We start from the raw sequence: 16108 nt of genomic DNA, 5'->3' as shown, positions 1-16108 counted from the left end.
GATGTATCAAGCTTTGATTTCCATTTTTTCAATCTTATCTCAAGCCCATTTGGGCGAGTTTGGTCTGGTAGGCAGCTTGATCCACTCGAAGGGATTGGCCTCCATAGACGTCATAGTCATCCACCCAATCACCAAGTTCTGGGACTGTCAGTTTTTCAATCCCATTTTGAGCTCCTTCAAGAACAGATAGGCCATTGGTCAATAAGAAGGTATAAGGTAGGTTTGTTGAGGTCATCGCAAAAACTTTCCCTAGAGCTTCTGAACCAGTGAACAATTTTGTCGGGTCCTTGATTTGTTGTAGAACTGCGGTCATAACCTGTTGTTGACGACGAGTTCGTCCGTAATCACCTTCATCATCGTCACGGAAACGAGCATAGTTAAGAAGAGTTGAACCATTCATTTGTTGTTTACCAACTCGAATGGTTTGAGTCGGTGACTCAGTTGCCGTTGCGTGCAAGTCATCACCCACTGTCGCTTCTGTGACTGGAACTCCATTTAAGGTTGAAAATTGGGCATCGATGGTTACACCATCAGGAAAAAGGGTATCTATTGCAGTTGCAAAGGCTTGGAAATCAACGAGCGCATAATATTTGATATCCAGATCAAAATTATCCTTGAGGACCTTGCGAACCATTTCGGCTCCTTGTTTTCCTTCTTGTTCTCCTAATTCGTAGGCCAAATTTAATTTGTGATCAGCTTGTTTCTGACCATCGATAACCTGACTATAACCATCAATGTAAACTAAATTGTCACGCATAAAGCTAACGAGCTTGATTTTTTTATCCTTACCACTTACGTTTAGAACCATGACTGAGTCTGTCCGCGTTTCAGAACTATCTTGTCCAATCCGTCCATCTGTTCCCAAAATCAGAATATTTACTCCATCACGAGTGTTTTGACCGTTAAAAACTTCAACTTGAGCCGCTTTAGCATCCTTAGGATTATTAGAGTTAGCAGATTGGAAGCCTTTTAAGAACATGACGATCATTCCTACTGCTACACAAAGCAATATCATCCCTAACCAAGCAAATAAGCGTTTAAAACGAAAACCTCTTTTTTTCTTTTGCTTCTTAGCTTTTGGAATCTTCGTTTCCAGTTGATCTCCACTACTACGGCGACTAGAACGACTACGATTAGCATAGGTTGGCAGGTCGATACCATAGTCTGAAAGAAGTTGTTCTTTGGCTTCTGGATTGAAAACATCTGCTGAATCTTTTTGACCTTCTATCTTGGCTTGTAAAAAGGCAAATTCTCTTTTTTCCTTATCATTCAAATAATGAATATTTTTCAAAAGATAGTCATAGCGCAGTTTTTCATGATGTGTTAGAGGATTCTCTCTAGTCATAGGTTCTCCTTCCCTTTATCTTGTATGGTATAGATAGGGTAAGCTCCCAGTACTTTATACTGGATCCCAATTGTTTCTAATTCTTCTTGAGCAAAACGGACCAATTCTTTATCTCTATAGTCAACATCGATGATAAAGAAGTATTCTCCAAGTGCAGTTTTAAGGGGGCGGCTCTCAATCTTGGTCAAATCGATTCCTCGCCAAGCAAAGGTCGAGAGTGCCTTGTAAAGAGCACCTGGTAAATTGTCTGGCAAGGTAACTGCTAGGCTCATTTTTTCAGTTGCATCCTGTAAAGGAATCTGTGGCAACTCTGCCCCCAACACCCAAAAACGAGTGAAATTGGCTTCCATTTCTTGGATATCTTCCGCAATCAATTCTAGACCATATTCTTCAGCAGAGCTTCTTGGTGCTATTGCTGCAAAGGGTTGATTAGGGTGCTCTGCAACAAATCGTGCTGCGTAGGCTGTACTGGCAGTGACTTCTAGTTGAGCATCTGGATAATGCTCATCGATATATTTCTTTCCTTGAGCCAAGGCCTGCGGATGAGAAAAGATTTTCTCAATTTTAACTTGCCCTGACACCGCCATCAACTGTTGATGAATTGGCTGTACAATCTCCGCCACAGCTTGAATTAGAGCCTGGTGGAAGAGATAATCCAAGGTCTCATGAACACTACCTTCTATAGAATTTTCAACTGGCACTACTGAATAGTCTACTAAGCCCTGTTCGTAAGCCTTGATAACGTCTGTAATATTTGAAAAAGGCTCTAGTTCCTCATGAGGAAAAGCCGTTTGCACAACATGGTGCGAAAAAGATCCTTTGGGACCTAGATAGGCAATTTTCATCTCAGTTCCTCTATAATTTCATCTGGGTTTAAACTTGATACATCTACAATCTGACTAGCCACTTCCTCATACCAGGCCTGTCTTTCTTTAAAAATCGCAGCTAAACCTTCCTTGCTATTCTTTAAAAATAGCGGGCGTTGATTGTCCTTATCGGCTGAAATTCGCTGGTAAAGAGTCTCGAAATCTGCTTTAAGGTAAATGTTGTCTGGATTTTGCTTGAGCAAGGCACGATTACGTGGAGAAATGACTATTCCTCCTCCTGTGGAAATAACTTTATCTGTCTTCAGCAAATCGGCTAGGACCTCTTCTTCTAGCTGACGGAAGGCTGCTTCTCCTTTTTCTTCAAAGAAACGAGCAATCGGCATCCCCAGTCGGTCTTCCAGCAAGGCATCCATGTCTACAAAGTCAGGATCCAGCTTTCTAGCAATAGTCGTTTTTCCTGAACCCATAAAACCTAGTAAAACCTTAGCCATGAATCAATATCTCCAAATCATCAAAGAAGCTTGGGTAGCTAGTATTAATAGCTTCGGCACGATCTAATTCAACTTCTCCATCCGCAACTAAAAGAGCTGCAATGGCTGTCATCATGCCGATACGGTGGTCACCAAAGGTATTTACTCTGGCTCCATGGAGGGCAGATTTCCCTTTAATAATCATTCCGTCTGCTGTAGGAGTAATAGTTGCTCCCATGCTATTTAAAGCATCTGCGACAACTTGAATGCGATCCGTTTCTTTAACCTTAAGCTCTTCTGCATCTTTGATGACTGTTTGACCTTGAGCTTGGGTAGCAAGGAGCGCGATAATCGGCAATTCATCAATTAAACGTGGAATCAAGGCTCCACCAATTTCTATCCCGTTTAGTTCTGAAGTCTCGACAGTCAAGGTTGCAGATTTGGCAATTGGGTCAACATCAGTAAGTTCTAATTTCCCACCCATAGCTCGGATAACATCGATAATACCTGTACGTGTTTCATTAATACCGACATTCTTAAGTACCACTCGAGAATTTGGCACAATCAAACCTGCTACCAACCAAAATGCTGCACTAGAAATATCTCCTGGCACGACAACCTTTTGTCCAATTAGTTTCTGTGGCCCCTGGATAGTGATTTTCTTACCATCGACACTCAAATCACCTCCGAATTGTTGGAGCATATCTTCTGTATGGTTACGAGTGCACTCCTTCTCGACAATGACTGACTGACCTTGAGCCTGCAATGCTGCAAAAATCAAGGCAGACTTGACTTGAGCAGAGGCAATCGGCAATTCATAATGAATAGGTTTTAAATTTTTCGTTCCTTTTAAGTGTAACGGTGGCAAGTCTCGCTCTGTTTGACCTAAAATAGTAACACCCATTTCTTTCAAAGGGAGAGTCACACGATCCATGGGGCGTTTAGAAAGACTATCATCTCCAAACATCTCTACTTCAAAGTCTGCACCAGCAAGTACGCCTGAAATTAAACGAATAGAGGTCCCAGAATTCCCCATATCCAGGGCTTTCTGAGGTGCTTTCAATCCATCCATCCCAACACCTTGTATGGTAACGACACCGTCCTTGTCCTCAATCTCTACGCCGAGGTTCCGAAATACTTGCATGGTTGAAAGAACATCTTCACCACGCAAGATATCATAAACCTTCGTTTCACCCTCAGCCAAGCTTCCAAAAATAATCGAGCGATGACTGATGGACTTGTCACCTGGTACGCGAATGCTACCATTCAAATGGTTAACGTTTGTTTTTAACTTCATACTAGACCTCATACTGACAATACTTTTTCTTATTTTATCATAAAAAGTCAGAAATTTCTTAAAAATTCCTGACTTTATGATAGTTAATAATATTTTTTCAATACACTTTTACCTTTTTGATTTATTTCAACCTGAAGCTTTTTAATAACAATTCTTTTTCACTTTCAATTTACCAGCTATCTGAAGAGCCACCACCATCAAATCCTCCGCCATCCCAATCATCGGAAGACCAAGATGAACTAGAACTACCAGTATCATAACTAGATGTGGAAGAATCTAATCTACCATAAGAACTTGACTGTACCCTTTGTGAAGCATAGTAGCTTTTTTTAAGCTCGGAAGTCCAAGAAGCATTCTTCACAAAATCTTTATCGTTTGGATAGAGTTTTCCCTTCCCATTATAAGAGTATTGAGAGCGGTTCAGCCTATCTAGTTGCTTTCTTTCAACTTCTGCGTAGTATGCTTCTATCAGTAATGTAGTCCAAGTATCATTAGGTAGAAAACCTTTTGAGTTTGGATACAGTTTGTTATATCCTGCGTAGTTAAACTGAGACCTAATTAAACGCTTATTTTTTTTATAGTCCGATTTACGTTCTTCAGTCCACGTATCGTTAGGTACAAAGTTAGGAAAATCTGGATACAGCTTCCCCTTTCCCTCATACTCATACTTAGAAAAGCGACATCTTTTTAAGTAATCGAAGCAAGTTGCTAAAAGTGCATAAACCAAGATAAATAACGGAATGTAGTTAAAGCATATCCTAAGGATTGCAATAATTATTGCTGTGTATTTTAAGCTTTTTGGAAGCTGAGTATTCTTATTCTCTTTCTTGTTTATGATTTCAGATTTCCCAGATTCAGCTTTAGAAATACCTACTAGAATTCTGTTAAGAGCATCAGTATATTTCCCTTCTTTCATGTAAGGCTTCGAATCATTTAGTAAAGAACTAGCCTTCGAGTCAGGTAGCCAAATTGCTGCTTCGTTGGATGTTTCAATACGAAACTTCCTATCCTTTATAGCAATAGCGATTAAAATTCCACTGTTGGAATCTTGTTTCCCAATTTTCCATTTGCGTGCAACCTCATTGGCTACCTCTTCGATACTGGAACCGTCCAGGGTATCTACAATGTAAATACCTACTTGGGTTTCACTTCCAGTATTCATACTCTCTAACGTTTCTGCAACACTAGTGGTTAAATAACCATTAGGATCGTATATACCATTTAAAGACCGATCTGGAACAGCTATATTAGCCGCCACTAGTGGCATAAAAAAGAATAAAGGGATAATTAAGAGTAAAATTAACTTTTTCATAGGAGATCCCCCAAAAGACTAATCAGTTAAATTGATTTTAGGGACAAACTTTGCATCTTTCTCTGCTCCAATTAACTCAGCTCTATAGTTAGAAACTTTCAAATTTGTTTTTCATTTTGTTCATTAGTATAGACAATCATTCCCACAGTCATTATTAAACAGACCAGGCTAATAATTCTAGCTTACACAGTAGTTACCGATAATAAAAATACGATTGAAAAAATGCCAATAAATCAGATACAAAATAATTTTTTTTATTTTAGCAATTCTGAAATTGGTTCAAATACGATTTTTTCAATATCAGATAGATAAATAGAAAGTTGTTGCTGTTTGGCAAAGAAAGCTGATAAAAGAGCGTTGCCTTGAATCTGCTTACCAAAGCTTTCCATTTTTTCTTGGAAAGAAGCGTCGGGCATTTGACCAGTTTGTGCCATGACTTGGATTTCATGTTGAAAAGCAATATAATCTGCAAAGATTTTACTAGCTTCTGCATCGGCTTGGATAGCATCTCTAGCTTCCTTAACCGCCTTGTATTCAGGCAATTCGCGTAGTCCACGACTAAGTTCGTTTGCACTATCATAAATATTTGACATAATTGTCCTCCTTATTTAATAATGACTGTGTAGTCAGTATTTTCTGTAATGACTTGCTCAGCACGTTTTAAATCCTGAGCATTCTTAAAGGAAATTTGCAGAATCCCGTGAACATCCTCACGGTTTTCCTCATTGATATGGATATTGACCAAAGAAGTTCCTCTTAGCAATTCCAAGATGCGTAAAATCACATCTTCCTCATCGGGAACATCTACGTATAGGTCAAATGAGCTATCTACTCCTCCACGTTTATGGATTTCCATAGCTTGGCGTTGCTCACGCGCTTGGTTGAAAAAATTCCAGATTTGGTTTTCATCACCCTTACTGATTGCTTGCTCAATCTCGTCCAAACGACCTTTGAAGTCCTCGATGCGTTCAATAATAGTCTCTCTATTGGATAGGAGGATAGACGTCCACATGCCTGGCTCACTTTCGGCGATTCGAGTCATATCACGAAAACCACCGGCCGCAAACCGTCGTGCCATCTCATGCTCTTCAGCATAGTTGGCAGTTTGTTCCATTAAACCTGATGCTAAAATATGAGGAAAATGACTAATCTGAGATGTCACTCGGTCATGCTCTTCAGCATCGATTTCAATGAAACGAGCATGAAGACCCGACAGCAAGTCTTTCATTTCTTCAAGCGTATCTGGAGTCGTTAGGCTCGAAGGCGTAAAGATATAGTAGGCATTTTCAAAAAGATTAACATCGGCAGAAGCCGCCCCTGTCTTATGACTCCCTGCCATGGGATGAGCTCCAACAAAGCGAACGGACTTATCAGCAAAATACTTCTCAGCTGTAGCCACGATAGCTGACTTGGTCGATCCAGCATCGGAAATAATAACACCTTCTTTCAAGTCCAAGTTGGCCAATTCCTTAATAAAGGCAATGGTTTGCTTGATTGGTAAGCTGAGGATAATAACATCTGCAAGTGGAGCAAAACTAGCAAAATCATCCGTCGCACGATCAATCATTCCTCGCTCCAAAGCAATATCTCTAGACGCTTGACTACGATTGTATCCTAAAATTTCATAATCAGGATGATCCCGCTTGATTCCGAGTGCCATGGAAGCACCAATCAAACCTAGTCCTGCGATATAGATGGTTTTTGCCATAAGAGCTCCTTAATAATTCTTTGTATACTCCCGATGTTTAGCAACAGCTTCTTTTAATTCTTCCAGATTATCAGAAGAAAATTTCTCTAAGATTTCTTGAGCCAAGACTGTTGCTACGACTGCTTCCATAACAACACCTGCTGCTGGAAGAGCGGTTGGATCACTTCTCTCCACCGTTGCCTTATAAGGCTCATGGGTTTCAATATCGACACTCATTAATGGCTTATAGAGAGTCGGAATTGGTTTCATGACCCCACGGACAAGAATCGGTTGGCCATTGGTCATACCACCTTCGAAACCTCCGAGATTATTAGTACGACGAGTATAGCCATCTTCTGATGACCAGAGGATTTCATCCATGACTTGGCTGCCCTTGAGATAACCTACTTTAAAACCAAGTCCAAACTCCACACCCTTGAAGGCATTGATTGATACAACCGCTTGAGCTAATCGTGCATCTAGTTTACGATCCCATTGGACGTAAGAACCAAGACCAACTGGAACACCACCGACAACTGTTTCAACAACTCCACCAATGGTATCTCCATCACGTTTAATCTGATCAATATAATCCTTGATCTCCTGCTCGCGTTCTTGGTTGACGATAGAAACTTCTGACTGAGTAGCCAGTTTCTTAATCTCCGCGACTGTCAAGTTTTCTGGAACATCAATTTCCTTGCCACCAAAAACAACAACATGATTAGCAATTTCGATATCAAGCTCAGCTAAAAGACGCTTGGCAACAGCCCCAACTGCAACCCGCATAGTCGTTTCACGAGCAGATGAACGTTCCAGAGAATTTCGCAAATCATCAAAGCGGTATTTGATACCTCCTACCAAGTCAGCGTGACCTGGGCGAGGATGTGTGATTTTTCGTTTACTTTTAAGTTTATCCTCAATATCCTCAGCAGACATGATATCTAGCCATTTTTGATGGTCTTTGTTAATGACATCCATGGTAATGGGAGCCCCTGTCGTCTTCCCGTGGCGAACACCAGAAGTAAAGACAACTTGGTCACTTTCAATCTTCATACGACCACCACGTCCGTATCCACCCTGACGACGTTTGAGATCCTCATTAATATCTTCTGCAGTTAAAGGAAGACCTGCTGGGATTCCTTCAATTATTGCTGTCAGACGAGGACCATGTGATTCTCCTGCTGTTAAATATCTCATACATTCTCCTTATTTTACTAAGTAATCTTTCATTTCTTCGAGAGAAACTGGGTGAATCCTTGCTGAACCAAGCTCTGGTACCAAGACTAATTTCAAAGTATTGCCACGCGCTTTTTTATCGTGAGTCAAAGCCTGATAGAGCTTATCAAGGTCCCAGTTTTCATAACCCACAGGAAGGCCAAATTTCTGACACATTTCTCGGATAGACTGAGTGATTCCAGCTGGCATAAGGCCTTTTTGTTCTGCTACCTTAGAAACCTGAACCATTCCCATAGCTACTGCCTCACCGTGCATGACTTTTCCGTAACCAGCAGTTGCTTCAATAGCATGGCCGATTGTATGACCAAAGTTGAGATACAGACGAATGCCATTGTCCAATTCATCCTCAACTACCATCTTTCGCTTCACCTGGCAAGAATGCTCAATCAAACTTTCTGAATGCTCCAAAATACTCTCTACAGAACCATCCATTTCAGATAATAAGTCCCAGAGTTCTGGATCTTCAATTAAGCCATACTTGATGACTTCACCCATTCCTTCAATCAACTCTCTCTTACCTAAGGTCTCAAGAACAGTTGGGTCAATCAAAACACCATCTGGCTGTGCAAAAGTTCCCACCATATTCTTGGCAAAAGGAGTATTCACTCCTGTCTTACCTCCGATTGAAGAGTCAACTTGAGCTGTCAAGCTAGTCGGAATTTGAACAAAGTGAATACTTCGCATATAGGTTGAGGCTACAAAGCCAGCCAAATCACCAACTACACCACCACCTAAAGCTACGATTCCATCACTGCGAGTCAAGTCTTGCTTAACTAGAAATTCATAAGCTTTTTGAACCGTGGTTAGATTTTTTCGCTCTTCACCCTCTAGAAAGTCAAAAACTGCCACTTGAAAACCAGCATCCTCTAAGCTCAATTTTACTTTTTCTGCATAGAGAGAAGCCACATGGTTATCTGTAATGATAACGACTTTTTGCGGTTGCCAAAGTTCCCTCAACCATTTTCCTGCTTGAGACAGGCATCCTTTTTCAATCTGAATATCATAAGGATGGTGGGGAAGGTCTATTTTGATTTTCATAGCAGTTCTCCTTTTTTCATTTTTGATACTTTTGTTTTAGTAATTCCCAGATTTGATCGGTTGGCATTTTCTTGCCGGTCCATAACTGAAAAGCTTCAGCTGCTTGGTAAAGCAACATGCCCAGGCCATTAACAGCATGATTGCCCTGGTTTCTTGCCCAATTAAAAAATGGTGTCTCAAAGGGTTGATAAATCACATCAGCTACCAAAAGCTTCTCTGGTAAAACGACACTTGCTGGGATTGGCAGAGATACTCCATCCATGCCAACACTAGTCGCATTTACCAGTAAATCCGAATCAATTATCCTTGCTTGCAGTTCAGAAACATCTTCTAAAGCAAATAAATCTACTTTAAACCCTGTTTCATTTTGTAGTTTTTCTAAGTAAGGTCTTGTTTTTTCTATTGAAGCCGAACGTACAAAGACAGAAACTTGACTGACTCCATCCAAGATTGCCTGCGCCAAAATTGCCTTGGCTGCACCGCCAGCTCCTAACAATACCATTCTTTTCCCAGATATTTTAAAAGAAGGCAAGCTCTTAAAGAATCCCTTGCCATCTGTGTTATATCCGATTAAAGTTCCCTCTCGATTCACCACTGTATTGACAGCACCAATCAACCGAGCTTCTTCACTCAACTGATCCAAATAAGAAATCACCTGCTCCTTGTAAGGCATGGAAAGATTGATCCCAAACATCTGATAGCGACGAACATTTGCAACTGTTTCTGCCAAGTCAGTCGCTTCTACTTCCCAAGCTACATAGACACCATTGGTATGAGTTGCTTCAAAAGCTTGATTGTGAATGAAGGGAGAAATGGAATGTTTGATAGGATTGGCGACTACAGCTGCTAAACGTGTGTAGCCATCAATCTTCATTTAGTATCTCCCGAATTTTTTTCATGCTAGAAAGTGAAATCTGTCCTGGAGCACTGGCTTCATCCAGACTTGCAAAAGACCAGCTAGAACCCGTCACATCTGAAGTGATACGAGAAACCTTACCCACTTTCCCCATAGAAATCGTCACATATTCTTGTTCTGGGTTCAATGTTTTAAAGCCACGTGTAAAGTTCATAAGATCCAATACATCTTGTTCTGTTTGAGCCATAACCGATACTTTAACCACTTTCGGAGTTAGACTGGTTAGCTCGGATAAGATTTCCATCATATTCTCTGGAGTTTCTTGAAAGTTATGATAACTCAAGACTAGATTTGGAAAATCAAGCATCTCTTCAAAAACATCCTTGTGAGAAAAATACTCAAAATCAATATATTCTGGTTGATAGAGTTGAGCTACATCTTTGATAATTTGTACATACTCTGCCGAATCCAAATCTATCTCTCCTCCCTCAGCACGAGTTCGTAGGGTAAAGAGGAGTTCGCGACCTGCAAATTTTTCAAAAATAGCTGGGGCTACCTGTAAAATAGCTTCCTTTGGTAGGAAATCGGCACGCCACTCAATGATATCAGCATCAACATACCGCATGGCATCGATTCCTTGCGCCTCTTCCAAACTCTTTGGCATTACTGAAACGACTAATTTCATTTAGTTACCTTCATGCTAATCACCTTGAGGTAATTACTACTTTCATCTTTTTCATTGTAGACAAAGTCTGCTGGAAGTCCATACTTTTGAAGAACCTGATATTTTCTTCCTGCGAATCCTTTGTCGATTTGTTCTATAAATTTTTGACGGGAAACATTGGCAGCATTGGTGCTAGCAATGATCATACCTCCCGGATTTAAAATCTCTAAACTCTGGGAAATCAACTTGTGATAGTCCTTAGCTACAGAGAAGGTTTGCTTTTTATTACGGGCAAAGCTAGGTGGATCCAGAACGATCACATCATAAGACAAGCCCTTGCGTTTAGCGTATTTAAAGTATTCAAAGACATCCATGACGATGAAACGATGACTGTCAAGACTGAGTCCATTGGCATGAAAATGAGCTTCTGACAGTTCTCTTGAACGTTTGGCTAGGTCTACAGAGGTTGTTTCACTAGCTCCTCCCATGGCTGCAGCAACTGAGAAAGCTGCTGTGTAGGAAAACATATTTAGCAAGGACTTGCCCATGGCTAAACCATCAACCAAGCTACCACGCACTTCATGTTGGTCCAAGAAGATGCCTGTCATAAGACCGTCGTTCATAAAGACTTGATAGAGGACACCATTCTCAAGAACTGTAAAATTTTCTGGTGCTTCTTGACCATAGATATGGGCAGACTCATAGTCTAGACCTTTAAAACGAATCTTTTCATAGGCACCTAAGACTTCAGGGAAAACCTGAGCAAAAGCTGCTAAGATCTGTTGGCGAAGTCCATAGATATAGGAGTTATACCATGAAAAAACAACATAATCTCCATAGAGATCCAAAGTCATTCCACCAAAACCATCGCCTTCTTGATTAAACAAACGAAAGGCAGTTGTCAACTCATCTTGATAGTAAGCAGAACGTTTTTGTTTGGCTTTTTCAAACAAACTTTCAAAGAATTTTTGGTTAAAAGAAAGCTTCTGGTTCGTTACAAACCAACCAATCCCCTTATTTTGACGAGATAAATAGGCCTTGCCCAAAAACTGCTTGTTTTGACTCAATAACTCAACTTCTTGATCAGTTTCAGATAGTTCTGGAAAATCAATTTCCTCCAAAAGTACTAGACCTTGGTTTAGTTTTTTTTCAACACGTCTACTGACGAATACTTTATTCATAAACACTATTATAACAAATTTTATGACAATTCACAAAATAGAAACTATTGATTTATCCATCATCTTGCCCTATCTGAGAGAATTTTTCCTCCCATTAGTCCTACTATTTTTATTTTATATATTTCAACACTTCTAGTTGAAAAATAGACATAAAATTTAAAGAGTTTAATTTAAGCGCAAACGTTTGCGCAGAAACTGACTTTATGCTACAATAATTCTCATCACTGTAAGTAAGAGGATCAACTATGAAAAATCAAACCCTAATGCAATATTTTGAGTGGTATCTCCCCCACGATGGAAATCACTGGACACGCCTAGCTGACGACGCTGAACATCTAGCCAACTTAGGCATTAGTCACATTTGGATGCCCCCTGCTTTTAAAGCAACAAATGAAAAGGATGTTGGTTATGGCGTCTATGACTTGTTTGACCTTGGAGAATTTAATCAGAAGGGTACTGTACGTACCAAGTATGGCTTTAAAGAAGACTATCTTCATGCCATCCAAACTTTAAAATCTCATGGGATTCAACCAATGGCTGATATCGTCTTAAATCATAAGGCAGCCGCTGACCATTTAGAATCTTTCCAAGTAATAGAAGTGGATCCAGAAGATCGAACTGTGGAACTAGGAGAACCTTTTACCATCAATGGCTGGACTGGTTTTACCTTTGACGGACGACAAAACACCTACAATGACTTCCACTGGCACTGGTACCACTTTACTGGAACTGACTATGATGCTAAACGCCATAAATCTGGGATCTATCTGATACAGGGAGACAACAAAGGTTGGGCTCATGAGGAATTAGTCGACAATGAGAATGGCAATTACGACTATCTCATGTATGCCGATCTAGATTTCAAACATCCTGAAGTGATACAAAATATTTACGACTGGGCAGATTGGTTTATGGAAACGACTGGTGTAGCTGGTTTCCGTTTGGATGCAGTTAAACACATAGACTCTTTCTTTATGCGCAACTTCATTCGCGATATTAAAGAAAAATATGGCCAAGATTTCTATGTCTTTGGAGAATTCTGGAATCCAGACAAGGAAGCAAATCTGGACTACCTTGAAAAGATTGAAGAGCGCTTTGATCTTGTCGATGTTCGCCTTCACCAAAATCTCTTTGAAGCAAGCAAGGCTGGAGAAGACTATGATTTAACAACCATCTTTGATGATAGTCTGGTTCAATTCAATCCAGACCGAGCTGTAACCTTTGTCGATAATCATGATACTCAACGTGGCCAGGCTCTTGAATCCACTGTTGAAGAATGGTTTAAACCAGCAGCCTACGCCCTCATTCTTTTGCGAGAGCAGGGGCTCCCATGTGTCTTTTATGGAGACTACTACGGTATTTCTGGTCAATATGCTCAGCAAGATTTCAAAGATGTTCTTGACCGTTTGCTAGCTATTCGAAAAGAGTTGGCTTATGGAGAGCAAACGGACTACTTTGATGACCCTAATTGTATCGGTTGGGTCCGTTCAGGAGCTGAAAATCAATCACCACTTGCCATCGTGATTTCTAATGCCCAAGAAAACTGCAAGACCATGTTCGTCGGTCAAGAATGGGCTGACCAAACCTTTGTTGATTTGCTTGGTAACCATCCTGACCAAGTAACGATTAATGCTGAAGGTTATGGAGATTTCCCAGTTACAGAACGCTCGCTTAGTGTATGGGGACTGGCTAACTAAGTTCTTATAGAAAAATGCCCACAAGCCAGATTTTCTTTCCAGCCTGTAGGCATTTTTTCTATTATCAATATTTAAAATTAATCTTTCCAAAGATCCATAGCATTTTGAAAATCTGCAGAAACTTGAACATTTTGAGGATTAGTCGCTTCTCTCTCCTGACGCTTCGCCTCTACCTGGACTACACTCTTAATTCCTTCATGACGCCAGTTTCGTAGGATAGCTTGGATATACTTCCAATTTGGTTTTCCATTTAAAACGGCCTCACGTAGGGCCTCTTTGATCAGGTCCGCACTGGTTCCGTCTTCTTTCAAACTCTTTTCTAAATCTTCGATCTCAAAAGGACTCAAGAGACGCCCTAGTTCTTGTTGGAAGGTTTCCACCAAGTCTTTCAAATCATTTTTAGCGGGTAGCGCTTGGTTTGGTTCTTGCTTTTCAAAAAGTTGGTCTAAGCGCTTTAAAGCCAAAGTCGCATCAAAAATAACTTCTATTTCTCCACTGAGTTCAATCGTACGATATTGGAGTAAGCCTTTTTCTGTCAATCTGGAAATCGCTTGATTGACTTCATAGACTTGCTTGCCTATTTTCTCAGCGATTTGACTTGGGGACAATTCCCCTAAAACTGTTGTATTTTGTAGGTAAAAGAATTGCCAAACTAAGAAATCATCGCTTGATGAGAAAAGTTGATTGTAGTTTAAGAGCAGAGCACTTGGTAACACCAAGTTCCCTGATTTGAAAGCGTCTAAATATGTCATAATTCCTCTTATAAATATCCAAAATGAGACACATCTTCTTCTGCACTCTTCCACTCAAAAGGCGTTTCTTGGTAAACTGCATAATTTACCCAGTTACTGAAAAAGAGAGCTGCTGAGGAACTCCAACGCATACAAGGAAGTTCATGGATGTCATCATTTTTGAAATAATTTTCTGGTATATGGGGATCTAAACCAGCATCTAGATCTCTAAAATATTCCTTGGCTAGCGTATCACGATCATACTCCAAATGCCCAAAGCTATAAACTTCTCTTAAATCTCGGCTTGCAAGGATAGAGATTCCCACTTCTTTTCCAGATGCTAAGATCTCTAAATTTGTTTTATTTACAATGTCTTCTTTGAGAATTTCTGTGTGACGAGAATGGGGAGATACATACAAATCATCAAAACCTCTCAGCAAAAGATGACCTTCTTTTAAAACATCCTGAGGATAAATTCCCGAAAGTTTTTGAGCCATCTGGTGTTTATCTACGCCGTAACGATAGTAGAGGCCAGCCTGTGCTCCCCAGCAAATATGCAGGGTTGAAAAGACATGAGTCTTTGACCAATCAATGACCTGAGTAAATTCCTCCCAATAGTCCACTTCTTCAAAAGGGAGATGCTCAACTGGTGCTCCTGTGATAATCAAGCCATCAAAATACTGGTCTTGAACTTCCGAGAAGGTCTTATAAAAAGTCTCCATATGTTCAGAACGAGTTGTTTTCGACTGATGACTTTCCATATATAAGAAATCAATATCTAACTGCAAAGGAGTATTAGCTAAATGTCGTAAAAGCTGAGTCTCTGTAACCATCTTCTGTGGCATCAAGTTTAAAATCAGAATTTTCAGTGGTCGAATATCCTGATGAGCCGCCCGCTGGTCATCCATGACGAAAATATTTTCCGTTCGTAAAATCTCAACTGCTGGTAATTTTTTATCTATTCGAATCGGCATGGAAATCTCCTTACTGTATCAAGTTTAGGCTCAAGTGAACATACAGTCATCAAATGAAAAAATCAGCTGACGAAAGTCCTTCCCTTTATTATACTGTAAGAAGATATAGTTTTCAATTATAGTTTTTCTCTAACTAGGTATAGCTTATTTTTATATCAGATGAAGAGAAAACAGCCCTAGGGACTGTTTTTCATTAATAATGCATAAGCACCTTGTAGTCGTAATCTCCGATAGCTTCACGACCTTTAAGCTCATCAAGTTCGATCAAGAAGGCGCAACCTGCTACGACTCCACCCAATTTTTCAATCATTTCGATTGTAGCCTTAACAGTACCACCTGTTGCCAAGAGGTCATCTACGATAAGAACACGTTGTCCTGGTTTGATAGCATCTGCGTGCATAGTCAAAGTATCAACACCATATTCTTTTTCATAGTCAGCTGAAATCACTTCGCGTGGCAATTTTCCTGGTTTACGCACAGGTGCAAAACCAATTCCCAACTCAAAAGCAACTGGACATCCAACGATAAATCCACGCGCTTCTGGTCCTACGATCATATCAATCTTTTTGTCAGTAGCATATTGAACAATTTCACGAACAGCGTAGCTGTAGGCATTGCCGTTAGCCATCAAAGGGCTGATATCACGGAATGTAATTCCTTCTTGTGGATAATTTTCAATACTTGCAATGTAATCTTTTAAGTTCATAGCATTTCTTTCTTTTTAAGTTTTTACTCCCTATTATACCATAAATCTTAGAAAAGAGAAATAGAAAGAAACCCTGGAAACTGAGTC

General features: G+C 40.1%; 16 protein-coding genes. 1 reads left to right on the top strand and 15 read right to left on the bottom strand.

Going from position 1 to position 16108, the window contains the following annotated elements; all coding sequences use genetic code 11:
* Window positions 1–34: 34 nt before the first annotated feature.
* The 12 genes from AXE83_RS03470 to AXE83_RS03415 form a co-directional block, all read right to left on the bottom strand.
* A complete protein-coding gene (locus AXE83_RS03470; protein WP_060955452.1) occupies window positions 35–1345 on the bottom strand; it encodes an LCP family protein in 1311 nt (436 codons plus the stop codon).
* A complete protein-coding gene (gene pheA / locus AXE83_RS03465) occupies window positions 1342–2190 on the bottom strand; it encodes a prephenate dehydratase (protein ID WP_060955451.1) in 849 nt (282 codons plus the stop codon). Before pheA ends, AXE83_RS03470 begins: the two co-directional genes overlap by 4 nt.
* Window positions 2187–2663 carry a shikimate kinase gene (locus AXE83_RS03460; protein WP_060955450.1) on the bottom strand — a complete coding sequence of 159 codons (477 nt, stop codon included), beginning with the start codon at window positions 2661–2663 and terminating at the stop codon, window positions 2187–2189. Before AXE83_RS03460 ends, pheA begins: the two co-directional genes overlap by 4 nt.
* A complete protein-coding gene (aroA, locus tag AXE83_RS03455; RefSeq protein ID WP_060955449.1) occupies window positions 2656–3939 on the bottom strand; it encodes a 3-phosphoshikimate 1-carboxyvinyltransferase in 1284 nt (427 codons plus the stop codon). The genes AXE83_RS03460 and aroA overlap by 8 nt, the downstream gene beginning before the upstream one ends.
* Window positions 3940–4108: 169 nt before the next feature.
* Window positions 4109–5251 carry a TPM domain-containing protein gene (locus AXE83_RS03450; protein ID WP_060955448.1) on the bottom strand — a complete coding sequence of 381 codons (1143 nt, stop codon included), beginning with the start codon at window positions 5249–5251 and terminating at the stop codon, window positions 4109–4111.
* A gap of 254 nt (window positions 5252–5505) precedes the next feature.
* A complete protein-coding gene (locus AXE83_RS03445) occupies window positions 5506–5844 on the bottom strand; it encodes a YlbF/YmcA family competence regulator (RefSeq protein WP_060955447.1) in 339 nt (112 codons plus the stop codon).
* Between the two features lie 11 nt (window positions 5845–5855).
* A complete protein-coding gene (locus AXE83_RS03440) occupies window positions 5856–6959 on the bottom strand; it encodes a prephenate dehydrogenase (RefSeq protein WP_060955446.1) in 1104 nt (367 codons plus the stop codon).
* A gap of 9 nt (window positions 6960–6968) precedes the next feature.
* The gene (gene aroC / locus AXE83_RS03435; RefSeq protein WP_060955445.1) at window positions 6969–8135 is read right to left on the bottom strand and encodes a chorismate synthase; all 1167 of its coding nucleotides are present in this window, start codon (window positions 8133–8135) and stop codon (window positions 6969–6971) included.
* 9 nt (window positions 8136–8144) lie between these two features.
* Window positions 8145–9212: a 3-dehydroquinate synthase gene (gene aroB, locus AXE83_RS03430; RefSeq protein ID WP_060955444.1), complete on the bottom strand. Its 1068-nt coding sequence runs from the start codon at window positions 9210–9212 to the stop codon at window positions 8145–8147.
* Window positions 9213–9228: 16 nt separating this feature from the next.
* Complete coding sequence (locus tag AXE83_RS03425; protein ID WP_060955443.1) at window positions 9229–10086, bottom strand: shikimate dehydrogenase; 858 nt, start codon at window positions 10084–10086, stop codon at window positions 9229–9231.
* Window positions 10076–10753, bottom strand: a complete 678-nt coding sequence (aroD, locus tag AXE83_RS03420) for a type I 3-dehydroquinate dehydratase (RefSeq protein WP_060955442.1) — start codon at window positions 10751–10753, stop codon at window positions 10076–10078. The genes AXE83_RS03425 and aroD overlap by 11 nt, the downstream gene beginning before the upstream one ends.
* Entirely contained in the window at window positions 10750–11913 is a 1164-nt protein-coding gene (locus tag AXE83_RS03415; RefSeq protein WP_060955441.1) for a class I SAM-dependent rRNA methyltransferase, read from the bottom strand. The genes aroD and AXE83_RS03415 overlap by 4 nt, the downstream gene beginning before the upstream one ends.
* A 245-nt stretch (window positions 11914–12158) precedes the next feature.
* Here AXE83_RS03415 and AXE83_RS03410 point away from each other — a divergent pair, with 245 nt between their 5' ends.
* The gene (locus AXE83_RS03410; RefSeq protein ID WP_060955440.1) at window positions 12159–13610 is read left to right on the top strand and encodes an alpha-amylase; all 1452 of its coding nucleotides are present in this window, start codon (window positions 12159–12161) and stop codon (window positions 13608–13610) included.
* Between the two features lie 77 nt (window positions 13611–13687).
* On the opposite strand, the gene AXE83_RS03405 is transcribed toward AXE83_RS03410, so the two are convergent.
* From AXE83_RS03405 to AXE83_RS03395, 3 genes are all read right to left on the bottom strand, one after another.
* The gene (locus tag AXE83_RS03405) at window positions 13688–14362 is read right to left on the bottom strand and encodes a DnaD domain-containing protein (RefSeq protein WP_060955439.1); all 675 of its coding nucleotides are present in this window, start codon (window positions 14360–14362) and stop codon (window positions 13688–13690) included.
* 8 nt (window positions 14363–14370) lie between these two features.
* Window positions 14371–15315 (bottom strand): homoserine O-acetyltransferase MetA, encoded by a 945-nt coding sequence (gene metA / locus AXE83_RS03400; protein ID WP_001122704.1) that lies wholly within the window; start codon window positions 15313–15315, stop codon window positions 14371–14373.
* A gap of 193 nt (window positions 15316–15508) precedes the next feature.
* Window positions 15509–16021 carry an adenine phosphoribosyltransferase gene (locus AXE83_RS03395; protein ID WP_001049312.1) on the bottom strand — a complete coding sequence of 171 codons (513 nt, stop codon included), beginning with the start codon at window positions 16019–16021 and terminating at the stop codon, window positions 15509–15511.
* Window positions 16022–16108 lie beyond the last annotated feature (87 nt).

It is taken from the genome of Streptococcus sp. oral taxon 431 (assembly GCF_001553685.1).
Classification (GTDB): domain Bacteria; phylum Bacillota; class Bacilli; order Lactobacillales; family Streptococcaceae; genus Streptococcus.
The sequence above is the reverse complement of the archived record's forward strand: the minus strand, read 5'-3'. Positions and strand labels throughout refer to the sequence as shown.

Coding starts and splice junctions, on each gene's coding strand:
- AXE83_RS03395 (WP_001049312.1), bottom strand. CDS start 16,021: ATGAACTTAAAAGATTACATTGCAAGTATTGAAAATTATCCACAAGAA.
- aroA (WP_060955449.1), bottom strand. CDS start 3,939: ATGAAGTTAAAAACAAACGTTAACCATTTGAATGGTAGCATTCGCGTA.
- AXE83_RS03410 (WP_060955440.1), top strand. CDS start 12,159: ATGAAAAATCAAACCCTAATGCAATATTTTGAGTGGTATCTCCCCCAC.
- AXE83_RS03450 (WP_060955448.1), bottom strand. CDS start 5,251: ATGAAAAAGTTAATTTTACTCTTAATTATCCCTTTATTCTTTTTTATG.
- AXE83_RS03460 (WP_060955450.1), bottom strand. CDS start 2,663: ATGGCTAAGGTTTTACTAGGTTTTATGGGTTCAGGAAAAACGACTATT.
- AXE83_RS03425 (WP_060955443.1), bottom strand. CDS start 10,086: ATGAAGATTGATGGCTACACACGTTTAGCAGCTGTAGTCGCCAATCCT.
- AXE83_RS03440 (WP_060955446.1), bottom strand. CDS start 6,959: ATGGCAAAAACCATCTATATCGCAGGACTAGGTTTGATTGGTGCTTCC.
- aroC (WP_060955445.1), bottom strand. CDS start 8,135: ATGAGATATTTAACAGCAGGAGAATCACATGGTCCTCGTCTGACAGCA.
- AXE83_RS03470 (WP_060955452.1), bottom strand. CDS start 1,345: ATGACTAGAGAGAATCCTCTAACACATCATGAAAAACTGCGCTATGAC.
- AXE83_RS03415 (WP_060955441.1), bottom strand. CDS start 11,913: ATGAATAAAGTATTCGTCAGTAGACGTGTTGAAAAAAAACTAAACCAA.
- AXE83_RS03445 (WP_060955447.1), bottom strand. CDS start 5,844: ATGTCAAATATTTATGATAGTGCAAACGAACTTAGTCGTGGACTACGC.
- aroB (WP_060955444.1), bottom strand. CDS start 9,212: ATGAAAATCAAAATAGACCTTCCCCACCATCCTTATGATATTCAGATT.
- pheA (WP_060955451.1), bottom strand. CDS start 2,190: ATGAAAATTGCCTATCTAGGTCCCAAAGGATCTTTTTCGCACCATGTT.
- metA (WP_001122704.1), bottom strand. CDS start 15,315: ATGCCGATTCGAATAGATAAAAAATTACCAGCAGTTGAGATTTTACGA.
- AXE83_RS03405 (WP_060955439.1), bottom strand. CDS start 14,362: ATGACATATTTAGACGCTTTCAAATCAGGGAACTTGGTGTTACCAAGT.
- aroD (WP_060955442.1), bottom strand. CDS start 10,753: ATGAAATTAGTCGTTTCAGTAATGCCAAAGAGTTTGGAAGAGGCGCAA.